Origin of the sequence: Plantactinospora sp. B6F1 (assembly GCF_040120695.1) — a bacterium.
Lineage (GTDB): Bacteria > Actinomycetota > Actinomycetes > Mycobacteriales > Micromonosporaceae > Plantactinospora.
Genome location: NZ_JBEEAC010000031.1, coordinates 54,788 through 69,512, shown reverse-complemented (window position 1 = coordinate 69,512; position 14,725 = coordinate 54,788). Strand labels below are relative to the sequence as shown.

Here is a 14,725-nt window from a genome sequence, read left to right as displayed (position 1 = left end):
CATCGCGATCAACTGCTCATCCGTGACCGCACCCACCGGCCCAGCGGCCGGCTGTCCCACGGTGGTCTCGGTCGTCATCTGGCGTCTCTCCCTTGATCGGTCGATCAGCCGTTATTTGTACAGTCCCAAACCAGGGCGTCTGGTGGGCACTGATCGACCCCACGGACGACGACCCGATCGTTTGGTACGACGGCGGCTCGCAGCGGCTTCGCGAGCGGGAACGCCTCAGCGGTTTCCTGCTCCAGTTTGCCCCTGGCGCCCGTCCCGCTACAGCCGATGCGTGTACCTGGCGACCCGACGCGCCATTGGGTGGCTCCTGGGCTGGTCGCTATAGCCGCCGACTATGGCGAAAATGATATCTGGCTGAGTGTTGGCAGCCGGCAACGCAGCGCCCTGCGCCCCCTACGCTCCCGCCTGGACTGGGAACAGTTAAACAGCTAGCGGACAAAATTCCTTCGGGCCCAGCCGACGTTTTCCTCAGCGGGATCGGCACGTACCGCTGGCCCGCCGTCTACTGTCCCTTGGCGGATCGGTAGGCGAGGAACACCCACCTGGAAGTTCTCGATCCGGCCGGCGGTGCCCGAGTACTGCCGGGCCACTCCAGCCGAACGCACACCCTTCTTCAGAAAGCCGGTGTCATCCACGATCAACACACCTTGTGGGTCGCCGAGGTGCTCGATGACGTAGTCGCGCACGTCGTCCCGAACGGCGTCGACGTCCCAGTCCGCCCACCGCAACAGGCGTTGCATCCCGTCCGGTGACACATCCCCGGCCTGCTCAGCCAAGGTCCAGCCATTCACGCGGTCCAGGCCCGAGACCAGCCCGCACAGATACTGCCGCGCCCGCCGCCTGGGCTGCACCCGACGAAACCGCACCCTGATCCGACCATGCAACCGATCTAGCTCGGCAGACCACCGCTCAACATCGACATCCGCCACGGGAAGTTCAACGAACGCGAGTACCACTCGACACGCTCAATGCCGTTGCAGTACTAAGTCACGTCATATTTACTCACCATAGTGCGAAGCTAAAGCGGATTCCAGCCGGCACACAGCCGCATGAAGCACTTCAGGAAACCCTGTTAAACGATTTGATTCGCAGACCCGCAATTTCACAGGTCCATCGGAGCACGCTCGTCGGAACGGGATCGTCCGCTTGCTCAATGTCAACGATTAAGTTCTGATCCTCTATCCGTGCGCCGACAATAGCCCACATCTCATTGTCACGCTGAAACCAGTACAGCCACTCGCCCAACTCCCAGCCGCGGGCGTTTACCATCTCTGCCTTTTGAGCTTGTGGAGCTTCGCGCCATCGATTCAGCCACGTCTCGTTCTCTTCGGGCGTCGACTCTCGGGCGAAACGATCGAGGAGCCACCTTGGCAGGCGCGCCTTCCAGGAATCGTCAGGTTCGCTTGCTCTCGCCTCGCCGAGCAAAAGAAGGAGGTCCAACACCTCCTCAAGCTTCGCGCCAGAGTCGGACAGTTTTACCGCCACTAGTTGACTACGCATAGCTATGACCGCCTACGACCACTTCCAGGGATAATATTGTCGAACATCATCCTAATGTGCTGCGGCCTAAGCATATATTGGTCCGCCGCTTGGGTGGTATCCACGACGAGGGGTTGATCGGGAAAGTTCTTGGCCTGACTCTCTGGAACCGCATTATTCCGCAGCCAATCAAGAAACTCGCCCTTGACGTCGAACTCCTTGATCTCCGTATCCGATCTTCCCTGATTCAGGCGCTTCTGCAGAAATTGCTCAGCCCTCTCTTTGACCCCGAAGTTCAAGAAGATCGGCTTCTTGGCATCCCTGATGAGCACGCCGCCATCACCCCTGACCCGAACCCTTTCATTGCCTTCGCCCTCAACACGGAAAACGGTACATATGTCCTCGTTGTTGTTGTGGACGAGGACCGGGCTGCCACCGGCTACCGCATAGTACGTGTGGATGTCTGCGACTGTCAGGTCGCGCATCACCCTGTTGCCGTCGAAGTTGGTGACGCCGACGACGGTCACCTCGGCCCCGGGGCCACCGCCTCCACTACCGGCGCCCGTGCCGTCACCTTCGAGCCGCTTCTCGTCGTGCACGAGCAGTCGATGGCCGGGCTGCAACTTCCCGGCGTCGACCCACTGCCGCTCCGTGGCATCCCAGAAGGGATGATGTGCTGTGGTCCTCAGTACCGTGGTGTCGCCATCACTGTCCCGAACGGTGACGTTCGTCAGTTCCTCGTCCACATTGATGTGCAGGTGCGTGACCTGCTTTGCCTGGGTGTCCCCGGTCGTCGGCTCGGTCGCCGCCACCTCGTCGCCGATCCGGATGTCGCTGATCGGCTTGCTGCTGCCGTCGGCCATCAGCACCCGGGTCGCGGGATCGAAGCTGTGCCTGGCAGCCGCCTGCCCAGGTCGGCAACCCCCACCGCCCGAGGACCCACGATTCCCCTGCGGTGTCCGGGCCACAGGAGACGCCTGCGCGCCGGAACCGCCACCACCCACCGGACGAGCCGCCGACCCACCACCAGCACCACTCGGCAGACGGCCACCGATCGACGGCGCGCCTCCACTACGCCCGGGAAGAAGCCGAGCGGCAGCCGAGCCACCAGCCCCGGCCAGACCCCCGGTGATCCGGCTGAGACCGGCGCTCCACGCCCCGTCAAGACCGCCCTCGATCATCGTCCCGGCGAGTCCGCTCCAGGTGAAATCCTCGTCGCCCTGGCCGACGTCCACCATGTAGCCAGCACCGGCGGCCATCGCGCCGGCCACCGCCCCCGCGACGATCAGGCAGCCGACCCCGGTCGCGCAAAGTGCGCCGACCGCGACCGTCGCCGCCACCGCCACGGCAGCACTGGCGACGAACTTCCACGGGTCCTGTTTGATTGCCTCGACCGTCGACTTCACGCTCGCGGCGGCCTTCTTCAGCGCCTGGGTGGCGGTTGCTTTCACGCATTTGCCGACGCCGGATTTCAGGCACTTCTTGGCCGCGCTGGCGGCGTCCTTGACCGCGTTGATCTTCTTCTTCGCCCACCGGGTGGTGGACTCCTTGACGACCTTCGCCGCCTTCTTCGCTTTGCTGACGACCTTCTTCGCCGTCTTGACGACCTTCTTGGCGGCCTTCTTGACGGCCTTCTTGGCATCCGCGAGGGCCTTGCCCGAGGCGACGTACTTCACGGCCTTGGCGGCGACACTGACGGTGCTCCGCACCGCACTGGTGACCGACTTCTTGAAGCTCGACCAGCCCCAGTGCCCGGTCGGGTCGACCGTGGTCAGTGGGTTGCCGTCGCCGTACTGGAAGCGGTTGGCGGCGATCGAGTCGGGCAGCGGGTCGACGGTCGCGGTGTCCCGGGTGTCGAACTGGCCGGTGTCGGTGTTGTACCAGCGGCTCAGCATGTTGACCCGGCCGGATTGCGAGTCCGTCCACTCCCCCTGGTAGCCGAGGCTGCCGACCGGGTTCGCCGTGGCCCGGACCGCACCGAGCGGGTCGTAGGTGGTCGAGGCGGCCAGGGTGGCGCCGGTCGCGGTGAACTGGCCGACGACGTCGAGGTGCTGGTCGGTCCAGGCGTACGTCGACGAGGTGCCGCTGCCGGTTCCCGAGCCGAGCAGTTCGCCGGTCGGGCCGCGGGTGTAGGTGGCGGTGCTGTCCTGGGCGAGTGTGTTGCCCAGGCCGGTGTACTTGAAGTCGGGCCGGATCGCCCTGCCGAGGGCGTCGTAGGCGTAGCTGCTGGTGCCGCCGGCTGCCTGCTGCGAGATCACCTGGCCGAACGCGTCGGTGCTGGTGGTGTAGCTGACCGATCCGGACGTCGTCTGTTTGAGGGTGCCGCGCGCCGTGTAGGCGTACGTGGTGGTGCCGTTCTGCGCGAGAAGCTGGTTACGGGCGTCGTAGGTGAAGGTCTTCGCGCCGTTCTGGATCCGGTTGCCGGAGTCGTCGTAGGCGTAGGTGGTACTGGTCGAGCCGCTCTGCCAGCTCTGCAGCCGGTCGGCCAGGTCGTAGGTGTAGGTGTTCGACGACGCGCCCGCGAAGCCGGTGGTGACCTTCGACGTCATGTTGCTGTTCAGGTCGTATCCGTAGGTGATCGACGCGACCGTGCCGCCGGCAGCCGTCTTCAGGGTGTCGGTCCTCAGCCGTTGCAGGCCGTCGTAGGTGAACGACCGCACGTTGCTGGCGCCGTAGGTGATCGTGGCGACCTGGGACATCGCGTTGTAGCCGACGGAGAGGTTGATCCCGGTCGTCGTGTTGCTGGCGGTCTTGAACCGGCCGGCCGCGTCGTAGGTGTAGGCGGTCGTGCCGGCCGCGTCGGTGCGGGACGCCATCTGGCCGTCGCGGGTGTAGGTGAAGGAGGCGGTATCGGTCGGACCGGTCACCGAGAGCGGCAGACCGCGATCGTCGTACGTCAGCGAGTTTGTGCCCGACGGCACCGACAGCAAGGTGAGTCGTCCGGCGTCGTCGTATCCGAAGCTCCGGTCGGCCGTGGCGGCCTCGGCGCCCGTCCCGCTCTGCCGGATCAGTCGGCCGAGGTCGTCATAGCCGCTGGTCAGCGTCACGCCACCGGGCATGGCGTACGTCTTCGGCCGGGCGGCCCTGTCGTAGCCGACGGTGAAGGTCCGGTCGGCCAGGTTCGGATAGGCCGGTGTCGCCGGCTCGATCTGCGACTCCGGCAGGCCCCATGCGTTGTACGTGGTCCAGAACGCGTTGCCCCGACCGTCGGTGAACCTGGTGCGGTTGCCGGCCGCGTCGTAGCCGAACGACGTGCCGATCGACGTGGTCGGTGAGGTCGGCTGGATCTCGCCGGTGACCCGGCCCAGCGCGTCGTAGCTGAACGTCGTCGTCGTACCGCGGGCGTCCTTCACCGAGGTCTGGTTGCCGTTGTCGTCGTAGCCGACGCTTTCCGTGGTGAGAACCTGGTCGGCAGCGTCGAGATTCTGCACCCGGGTCGGGCGGCTCGCGCCGTCGTAGCTGACCGTCTGCTTCGTCTGGTCCGGCCGGATCGTCTTGACGGTACGACCAAGGCCGTCGTATTCGAATCTCGTCGTGTTCCCGGCGCCGTCGGCGCTGGTCACCAGCTCACCGAGCCAGTTGTAGGTGGCCTGCTGCGTCACCCCGTCCGGACTGGTGACCTTCCGCAGCCAGGGCCCGGCCGCCGGGGTCGTTCCGTAGACGCCGGTGCCGTAGTCGTAGAAGGTCGTGTTCGTCTGCGGCGTCGGTTGGCGTACGACCTCGCTGCTGGTCAGTTTCCGCCCCAGGAAGTCCCAGGTGGCGGTCCGCTTGGCGCCAGTCGGGTCGGTCGTCTCCAGCAGGTCGCCGACCGCGTTGTAGGACGCCTTCGCTACCTTGCCGGCCGGGTCGATCACCTCGATCGGATTGTCGAGGGAGTCGTACCTGTACCGGGTCTCCTTGTCCAGCGGATCGATCGTCGCCTCGACCCGTCCCAGCCCGTCGTAGACGGTCTTCGTCCGGGCGCCGACGATCGGCGTACCACCCGGCGGCGCGTAGTCGGGCAGAATCGTCTCGGTCGGCCGCCCGATAGCGTCGTAGCGGGTCGTGATCGTGTTCTGCAACGGATCCTGCGACTCGGTGGGTTCGCCGAAGGTGTTGTAGCCGGTCCGGGTCACCGGGACCGACGAGACCGGTCCGGGTCCGCCGAAGGTCTCCACGGAGACCGCCGGTGCTGTGGTGGTGACCAGCGCTCCGGCGGCGTCGTACTCGTAGCGGGTGATGTTGCCCATCGGGTCCGTCACCGCGGTGGTCAGGCCGCGCCGGTCGACCTGGTAGCTCGTGGTCAGCTTCTCGCTGGTCGCCGTCACGTGCGCGGTCCGGCCGTTGCCGCCCCCGTAGAGCCGCGTCACGTTCTCGGCGGAGAGCGCCTCCTGGAACACCTGGACGTTGTCCACCAGCCCGTTCATCTCGTACTCGGAGTCGGGTCCGATGAACAACCCGCCGACCGTCAGGGGGGTGATCGCGTTCCACGGCGTCGCGTTGGTGGCGGTGCCCCGCGCGACACCGTTGACGTACAGCGTCATGGACTTGTTGCCGCTGTCGAAGACCCCGGCGAGATGTACCCAGGTGTTCGTGGCCACCCCGGTGGCGGTGGTGGGTCCGACGGCGCTCGCGGACGACGTGTCCGCGGTGCCCGCAACGAACACCCACCGGCTCAGGGCGTCGTCGAACGCCAGGCAGAAGGCGATGCTTTTGTTGCCGCCCTCGCCGACGACAACCTGGCTCGTGTTGAGGTCCCGGAGCTTCACCCAGGCCGAGACCGAGTACGACTGGGTGGTGAGCAGCATCGGCTGCTGGGACCCGTAGAAGTCGGCCCGGTTGAACGAGGCGGCGCCCTCGGACCGGCCGATGGCCGCGTCCCACGAGTGCAGGTTCTGCTGGGATGGCGACGAGTCGAAGGCCGTCCAACTGCTGGTACCGGTCTCGCCCATCTCCCACCAGCCGACCGGTCCGGCCGAGCTGCTGAGGGTGACGCTCTCCGAGGTGAGTCGGCCCATCGGGTCATAGGTGGCCTCGGTAGTCTGCAACGGCGTCTCGAGCTGGCCGACCGAGTGCCGGGTGCTGACCACCCGGTCGTCGTCGTCATAGACGTAGTTGGTGAGCCGGTGCAGGTCGAACGGCTGCTCGATGACCTCGGCAAGCCGGTTCGCCTGGTCGTAGTCGTAGAAGGTCAGGTTGGCGCCGTTGTCCCGACGCTGCGAGGAGACGTTTCCGACCGCGTCGTAGGTGTTCTCCTTCTCGACGTACGTCTTGACCCCGTCGGTACGGGTGATCTTGGTGACGTTGTCGTTGAGGTCGTACTCGTAGCGGGTCACCCAGTCCATCGCGTCGGTTTCCGAGGCCAGGTTGCCGTTGGCGTAGTACGCCTTCGAGGAGACCCGGGTCGTGGTGCCGTCCTGACCGGTGACGCTGCTGGTCAGGTGTTGCCCGACGGCGTCGTAAGTCTCCTCGACGACACGCAGCCGGTCACCGCTCGGACAGGAGGCGGTGTGCACCGCGCCGGTCACCGAGTTGAGCACCGGCGGGTCGACCTGCTCGACGACCTGTCCGGCAAGGTCGTAGGTGTAGGTGGTGGTCAGGTCGCCCACCGTCGCGCCCGTCTTGACGGTCTTGCGCACCGTCCGGCCGACGCCGTCGTGCGCGAACTCGGTGACCAACCCGGCCGCATCGGTGATCCGGACGACGTCCCCGGCGGCGTTGTATTCGGTGGTCTGCCGACCACCCTCAGCCGAGGTGACCGTGTAGGGCAGGCCGGGCGGGGTGACACCGCCACCCACCGCCGGAGTGGTCGCGGTGGTGTAGGTCAGGGTGATGCTGCGGTCACCCGGATATCCCGGCACCGGCGGCGGGACCATCCTGGTCCGGTTGCCGGCGGTGTCGTACTCGAACCTCGTCAGGAACTCATTGTCCGTCGCCGACGGGGACCTGGCGTCCCGGACCGCGGTGAGCTGATCGTTGCGGGGATCCGGCGCGGGGGCGACGGTGGTGGAGTCCGGCCAGAAGCTGTAGTAGGTGCTGTCGCACCGCTGCTGGTCGCGGCAGACGGTGGACCGGATCACGTTACCGCGTACGTCCCGGCCGGAGACGGTCTTCATGCCGAGCGGGTCGAAGACGATCGTCTCGAAACCGCCGACGTCGTAGCCGTAGGAGGTGGTCCGGCCGAGTTCGTCAGTCGCGGCAATCAGCCGGCCGCCGTTGACGATGTCGAAGACCTGCTTCGAGACCTGGTTCGTCGGATCGGTGACGCTCACGGTCGACACCGGGGTCAGCGTCGGGGTCGCCCCCGGCTGCAGCGCACTCCGGGACGCCTTGTAGTGCGCGTCCACCTCGGTCGCCGGCAGCTCCCGCTCGTAGTAGGCAAACTCCGCGATGTTGCCCTTGAAGTAGCTGGTGTCCCCGGAGACGCTCGGCCAACCCTTGGTGGTACCCGCACCGATATATGAGTGCACCGATGCGTCCAGCACGATCGGGCCGAGCATGCCGACCATCTTGTTGTCGAGGTAGGCCGTCTGCCGGCTGGACGAGGCAGACAGGACGACGTGGTACCAGTTGCCGTCGTTGACCTTGGTCGTCGAGGTCACCACGTTGCAGACGCTCGCCGAGCTCGGCTTCGGGGGTTCGGCCACGGTGCGCAAACATCTCGCGCTGCTCAATCAGGCCCTGGTCCGCTGGTCCGGGTTCGCCCCGGTGGCGCGGGTGCGGGCCGTCATCTCGGAGGCTCAGGCGCAAAGCCGCTGACGGCTTTTAGCAGGTCCGGCGTCGTCACGCAAGTGGCACATGGGGTTTGCACTGAGTCACTGCTCCATGAAGGTGTGTACGAACGGGTATGCCCGGCTCCCTGCTGTGAAAGCACGGTGGAACCTTCTGTCCACCCACCCCGCGAATTGTGTCCCGTTGACCACCCGACTGGGCGAGGGAAACGCATTGCTTCCGGCGCTTCCCACGCCCATGATGGCGAGGAGATCAGTTCATTGCGCTCAAGATTGAATTGCTTCCTTGATCACCAACGGCCAATAGGGCGTGCGATATTCTGCATCTGTGCTCATCTCTGTGGAAGGCTGCCGATGGCAGATGTGTTCGTCAACTACCGTACGGATGACGCCGGTTATGCCGCCGGGCTGGTCTACGAGCGGCTCCGGGCCGAGTTCGGTGCGGAGAACGTCTTCCGCGACTGCCGGTCCATGCACGCGGGTGCCGACTTCCCCGACGAGTTGTGGTCCGCCCTACGCGGCAGCGCCGTCCTGCTCGTCGTCATCGGCCCCGACTGGCTGACCCTGGAGGACGCGACCGGTCGCCGACGCATCGACGACCCGAACGACTTCGTGCGCCGGGAGATCGTGGAAGCCGTGGACCGATCGATCCGAGTGATCCCGGTATTCCTCGACGGGGCGAAGCCGTTGGTGGCGAGTGACCTTCCGGACGCTCTGACAACGCTGCCGGACCGGCAGTTCGTCACGCTTCGCAGCCGCCACGACGGAGCTGACCTGGATTACCTGGTCAAGGAGTTGCGGCTGTTTGTCTCCGGGCGGAAACGGCGCGAGCCGAAAGGCAACGACGCCCCGTCGAGGGGTGGCGTACGGATCAAGGGAGATGCCAAGGTCATCGGTCCCGTGATCGGCGGCGATGTCTACGGCAACGTCCGCGGGCCGCGGGCTGGGTTCGGTGACGCCCAATGACCACGCCCGAAGCGGCCGATCGGCCGGAAGGGCGGAAGGCCGACTCCACCGATGAGGCCGACGCCCCGGCCCGGAAGATCAACGATGCCGGCGATGAGCTCCGCGCCAACGCGGCGACCCCACGCCGGGCGGCCGAGACCAACGAGAACCTGAGGGCGGCCCGGGCGGTTTTCCGCCAGGGCGGCGTCTCCGTCGGCGGTGACGCTCGCGTCAAGGGCACGGTCATCGGTGGCGACCAGATCATTTACCAGCAGTACCTCTCCGACGACGCCCGCCCGGTGCTTACCTTCGAGGTCAGCCGGCGTCTCGTCGACCTCGCCCGGTACGGATACGCGGTGGGCGAGGCCTATCCGAAGCTCGCCTCGGCCGCCGGATCGCGCCGGCTCGTCATCATTCAGGCGCCCCGCGGCCGGGGTAAGTCCGCGGCGGCCATGCGACTGTGCGCCGAGGCCGGGATCTTCCAGTTCCTCGCCTATAAGCCGACGGTGCTGCCCGAGGAGATCGCCCGGACCGTCAAGGCCGATACCGCGCACCTGGTCGAGGAGATGACGCCGGCCGTCGCGCAGGCTCTCACCGCCGCCTCGCTCACCGACCTCGAGAGCAAACTAGATCCTCGCTCCCGAGTGGTCATCACGGTCAGCGATGAGATCACCTTCCGGGACCCGGGCGTGCACCAGTTCGTGGTGACGCTCGGCCCGGCGCCCGCGCATCGGGAGGTGCTCCGGGCCCGGCTGACCTACCTGGTCGGCGCCTCCCGCTGCGCGCAGGCACTCGACCATTCCGACGTCACGAAACTTTTCGCCGAGGAGATCACCGCGGACAGCCCGTGTGACCGGGTCGCCGCTTTGGCCTGGCACCTGCACGAGAGTTGGGGCACGGGCGGGCCGGACGTCGAAGCCGTGCGCGCCCGCATGCGACGCTCGATGGAGCGCGAGGTCGAGGGCTGGTTCCTTAGCCTACCGACCACTTCGCTCAAGGCTCTGGCGATCTCGCTGGCCCTGCTCGACGGTCTTCCTTACCAGACCGTCGCGGCCACCGCCGAGTCACTGGCGAAGCTGCTGGAGGTGCCCTCGGTGACCAGCACGGCGGGACCCGACAAGTTCGGCGAGAGCCGGACCGCCCGGATCAACGCGATCCGCGCCGGGTTGACCTGGGAGGACGTGCCGAGCCGACTGGGTACGGTGCCGGCTCAGGTGATCCGGTTCCTGAACAGCGACTATCCGCCCATCGTGCTGCGGCTGGTGTCTGACGAGTACGACGACGTCCGCGACAACTTGCTGGAGTGGCTGCGCGACCTCGCTGGGCATCCGGATGACGCGGTCCGGATTCGGGCCGCGGCGGGTGTCGGCGTGCTGGCCGAACGCGCCTTCGAGCACATCCTGCGCACGGTCATCCGGCCGTGGGCCCGCAGCCGCTCGGAGCGCCGCCGGGAACTCGCGGCGTACGCGCTGCAGGACCCGGGCAACCGGCCGGAACTGCAGCACCAGGTGCTGGCGTTGGTCGACGAGTGGGCGGCGCCGAGCGCGCCGTGGCAACTGCAGGCCGCGGCGGCCCGGGCCTACGGCGCCGCGCTGGGCGGCGACTTCCCCGACCGGGCGCTCGACCGGCTCAACCGCCTGGCAGTCACCGGAAGCGCCGAGGTGGGACTGGCAATCTCCTACAGCCTCGCCGAACTCGTCGATGCCGATCACGGCAAGACCGGCCCGATTCTCGAGCTCGTGGTCCGCTGGATGGGCAACGGCATCGACCCGCGCACGCCCACGGGAGAGCTGGCCTTCCTCACCCTGGCCACCGACCTGGTCTACCCGCGGGAAGGGCCGCTGCTGCTCGCCCTGTCCGCCGCCGACCACCGGATCCGCAACGTGCTGGCGTCTGCGTGGTTCCACACCCTCAACGGCCGGCTCTTCGCGCAAGACGCCCGGACGGTCGCCGGCATCTGGGCCGGCGTCGCGGAGGGCGAGGAGGCGATCCGCGGGGCCTTGGTCACGCTCTTCGCGGTCGCGGCGGCTGGCAGCACCCGCACCGCCAAGATCCTGGGTGTCACCGCCCGGTCGTGGCTGACGCGCTCCGGCACGACGTACGCACCACTCACCGCCGCCGCGGTCCTGAGCGCCGTCGGGCAGCCGCCAGGTGGCGGCCGCCCCGAACTCTCGATCAACCAGTGAGGACCACCATGCCGCGCTCCATAGTCCTGAAGGAGACCCCGGTCGCCCGCTTCCACCTGTGGAAGCCGGTCCGGTCCTTCAGCGTGATTGTTGTCTACACCACGGTCGACGGCACGGTGGAGTGCCCCGGTCGCCCGCTGTCGCGCTGGGAGCTGCTCTCCGGCCGCTACCGGACGATGTGCGAGATCGACTCGGCACACCAGACCGTCACTATCAACGACCGTCTCCCGTCCCGCGACGACTCCTTTTTCTTCGCGGTGAACGCCGTTGTCGGGTGGCGGGTTGCCGACGCCGCGAAGATCATCGTGGAGCGGGCCGACGGGCGGGTGGAGCCGTCGGTCGTCCACTACGTCATGACCCGGATGCGGGAAATCAGCCGGCGCCACGACATCGACAAGTTCGCCCCGGTGGAGGCCGGGTGCAATCAGCTCGTCGCCGGGCGGCCGCTGGAACTGCCGAACCTGGGCGTGGTGATCGAGAGCATCAGCGCGCACGTGACTCACGACGATGCCGCCAAGCAGTACCTTCAGGAGCACAAGGAGATCGACCGGAAGTTGTCACTCGCTCAGCGCGGCCACGCGCTCAACACCCAGGAGCTGCGCAACGAGCAGGAACTGGAGCGTGAACGGCACACCGCGGTCGCGGCCATGGTGCAGGGCGAGTTCGGGCTGATCACCACGTTTCTGCGGCACCACCCGGATCAGTCGCTGACCGTGCTGCAGATGATGCGCGACCGGCAGTCCGAGCTGGAGCAGCGGCAGCAGGCCCGCTTCGCCAACGCCGCCGCGATTGTCGACAAGATGCTGGAAAACGGCATCTTCCAGGACGTCGACGCCGAGCCCCTCCGGGACGCGGCCGTGAAGAACCTTCTGGCCTCGATGACCGGGGGCGGCCCGTCCGACGGCGCCGGGCCGAGCTGCGGGGCGGCGCCCGCGACGACCTGGTACTCATTCGACCTGCCCCAGCAGGAGGCGCTGCGGCCGGCCGCCGGACTGTCCCCGGCGCCGGAACCGGCGACCGCCCAGGCGGGGTCCGCAGTGCCCGGCGAGAGCACCGACTCCACCGGCGTGGTCGGGTGGCAAGAGTTCAAGCCGCGGCGCAGCACCGGCGAAGCGGACCACTGAGTTGACGATCAGTGATGGCGACGGCCAGGTGCGGCCGGCAGGCGGGGTGCGCGAACTCGCCGGCCGGGTGATTTCGCGGGTCCGGCAGGTTCTCGATCCACGGGCGGCGCTGCCGCCCGTTCAGTGCGATGTCCCGCTCGCGACGGAGCCGCAGGGCGACGGCCAGATCAGCACCGGCTCCCCACGCGGCTTGCCAACGACTCCCCGGCACCCGCGCACGGGACCGCCGGTCGTCATCGCGCCGCAGAATCCGGCGACCGCGTACCCGCCGCGGTTCGGCAGAGGCTCACCGGCTGCCGCCCGGCAGTGGCGGCTGCCGGCCGGCTCGGCCTCGCCGTCCGGCCTGGCGGCGGACCAGGCCGTGGTCGGCGATCTGCACGTGCGGGGCGCTTCCGTGGTCGGCGCCGGCCACCGGTGCGAGCACCCTGCGCTGCCCCGGCAGGACGCCTACCGCGTCGCCCAGGACCGCGACGGCCGGCACCTGATCATCGCGGTGGCCGATGGCATGGCCGACAGCTCGCGTGCCGAACTCGGGGCTCAGGCCGCCACCGGCCAGGCCGTCGCGCTGGTCCGCCGGCATCTCGACTCCGGGCGGTGCCCGGAGTCGCTGCCCGCCACCAAGCTCTACGAACGCATCGCGAGCGCCATGATCCAGTCGGCCGAGGAGCGCAGCCTCACCGCCGGCGACGTGCGGACGACGCTGACCGTCGCGGTGGTCGACGCCCGTCCCCATCCTGACGGCAGTCGTTCGCTCTGGACGTGCCGGCTCGGCGACACCGAGGCCTGGTACCGCGTCGCGAACGGCTGGAAGGCCATGATCGGCGGGCCGAAATCCGCCTTCGACGGCAACGTCCTGCGCGAGTTCCTGCCGCACTACCCGGACGCCGTGGTGCAGAAGACCTTCACCATCAAGCCGGGCGCGGTCTTCGCGGTGATGACCGACGGCGTGAGCGACGCGCTGGCCGAGGTCGATGGGTTTGCGCAGTGGCTGCACGCCCGGTGGGCCGAGCCACCGCCGCTGGCGTCGTTCGCCCTCGATGTCGACTTCGACGCGCCGGGACAGCAGGACGACCGGACCAGTGTGGTGGTCTGGGCCGGGCAGAGCGATGACCGCCGGTGACCGCCACCCGTTTCCCCGCAGTCGTCGAGATCGGACAGCTCGGCCGGCTCCCGGACACACCGTTGGCCAACGGCGGCCAGTGCGAGGGGGTCTGGGTGGTGCCGGCGGCGCCGTCCCTCCTGTTCAAGAAGTACACCCTCGAGGTACGCCGCCAGACGGACAGCGCGGCGCTCGACCGGCTGATCGCGGAACCCTCCGCGATGAGCCGGGACCAGCGCCGCTTGGTCGAGACGGCCACCGCCTGGCCGAGCAGCCGGGTCACCGACGGCGGCGACACGGTGGGCGTGCTGCTGCCGCGGGCGCCGGATGCCTTCACCGTCGCGTGGCGCTCCCCGACGGACGTCGAGAACCCGGCCCGCCGCACCACGTTGGAGATCGACCTGCTGGCCAAGCCGGACAGGTTCCTCACCCAGCGCGCCATCCCGGCCCAACCGGCCGCCGAGCGGGCGACGATGTGCACCACTCTCGCACGGATCGCCGCGCTCTTCGAGGAGCGCGGGCTGGTCTATGCCGACTGGTCCTACGCGAACGCCTTCTGGCAGCCGGTCAAGCACGAGGTGTTTCTGCTGGACATCGACGGCTGCTCATTCGGACCGCGAGACTACGTCATCACCCCGAACTTCGACGATCCGAAGACGCCACCCGGCACCAAGGTGGACAACTACACCGACCGCTACCGGGCGGCGCTGCTGATCGCGCGGTGCCTGACTACGGTGCGCGACGTCGAGCCGCTGACCGCCGCGCTGTCGGCGATGTCCGGGGCGGCGCCCGCCACGTTGCGGCGTATCCTGGTCGAAGCCCGCCGCGACGCCCGTCCGCCGCTCGCCGAGCTCGCCGCGGCCTTCACCGGTACCATGTCGCCGGCGCCATCGACGAGACCGCAGGATACGACCGGCGTCGTGGATTGGGTCGAGTGGAGCCCGTCGGTCAAGCGGACGAAGCCGGCCCCGCAACAGACCCGGCCCGCACGCGCGACCGCGTCCACCTCGCAGCCGGCGACTCCGAAGCCCGCGCCCCCGAATGGTTCGGCGACCACTCAACAAGACGTCACGGCGGGCACGACGGCGTTCGGCTGCGGGGTGCTTCTTTTCCTCATCGCCGCTGTGGCCTTCGGCGTCGTAGCCGTCGTGCACTGGCTCGTCTGATCTCCTG

8 protein-coding genes and 1 pseudogene are annotated in these 14,725 nt (G+C 67.9%); 6 read left to right on the top strand and 3 right to left on the bottom strand.

The genetic code is table 11. From position 1 onward, the window contains the following. Positions 1–517 precede the first annotated feature (517 nt). The 3 genes and pseudogenes from ABNF97_RS27755 to ABNF97_RS27745 all read right to left on the bottom strand — a co-directional run. Positions 518–938: pseudogene (locus ABNF97_RS27755) on the bottom strand (IS701 family transposase); the annotation flags it as partial. A 130-nt stretch (positions 939–1,068) separates the two neighbouring features. Next, positions 1,069–1,494 (bottom strand): hypothetical protein, encoded by a 426-nt coding sequence (locus ABNF97_RS27750; RefSeq protein WP_349340337.1) that lies wholly within the window; start codon positions 1,492–1,494, stop codon positions 1,069–1,071. 17 nt (positions 1,495–1,511) lie between these two features. Beyond that, positions 1,512–8,072 carry a LamG-like jellyroll fold domain-containing protein gene (locus ABNF97_RS27745; protein WP_349340336.1) on the bottom strand — a complete coding sequence of 2,187 codons (6,561 nt, stop codon included), beginning with the start codon at positions 8,070–8,072 and terminating at the stop codon, positions 1,512–1,514. Here ABNF97_RS27745 and ABNF97_RS27740 point away from each other — a divergent pair. The 6 genes from ABNF97_RS27740 (at position 8,053) to ABNF97_RS27715 (ending at position 14,718) form a co-directional block, all read left to right on the top strand. Beyond that, positions 8,053–8,226 carry a hypothetical protein gene (locus tag ABNF97_RS27740; protein ID WP_349340335.1) on the top strand — a complete coding sequence of 58 codons (174 nt, stop codon included), beginning with the start codon at positions 8,053–8,055 and terminating at the stop codon, positions 8,224–8,226. The two genes, ABNF97_RS27745 and ABNF97_RS27740, sit on opposite strands and share 20 nt — an antisense overlap. A gap of 326 nt (positions 8,227–8,552) precedes the next feature. Continuing rightward, positions 8,553–9,164: a TIR domain-containing protein gene (locus ABNF97_RS27735; protein WP_130463368.1), complete on the top strand. Its 612-nt coding sequence runs from the start codon at positions 8,553–8,555 to the stop codon at positions 9,162–9,164. Next, positions 9,161–11,329, top strand: a complete 2,169-nt coding sequence (locus tag ABNF97_RS27730; protein ID WP_349340334.1) for a hypothetical protein — start codon at positions 9,161–9,163, stop codon at positions 11,327–11,329. The genes ABNF97_RS27735 and ABNF97_RS27730 overlap by 4 nt, the downstream gene beginning before the upstream one ends. 8 nt (positions 11,330–11,337) lie before the next feature. Beyond that, the gene (locus ABNF97_RS27725; protein ID WP_349340333.1) at positions 11,338–12,453 is read left to right on the top strand and encodes a hypothetical protein; all 1,116 of its coding nucleotides are present in this window, start codon (positions 11,338–11,340) and stop codon (positions 12,451–12,453) included. 1 nt (position 12,454) lies between these two features. After that, entirely contained in the window at positions 12,455–13,573 is a 1,119-nt protein-coding gene (locus ABNF97_RS27720; protein WP_130463371.1) for a protein phosphatase 2C domain-containing protein, read from the top strand. Continuing rightward, the gene (locus ABNF97_RS27715) at positions 13,570–14,718 is read left to right on the top strand and encodes a hypothetical protein (RefSeq protein ID WP_349340332.1); all 1,149 of its coding nucleotides are present in this window, start codon (positions 13,570–13,572) and stop codon (positions 14,716–14,718) included. Before ABNF97_RS27720 ends, ABNF97_RS27715 begins: the two co-directional genes overlap by 4 nt. The last annotated feature ends 7 nt before the right edge of the window (positions 14,719–14,725 follow it).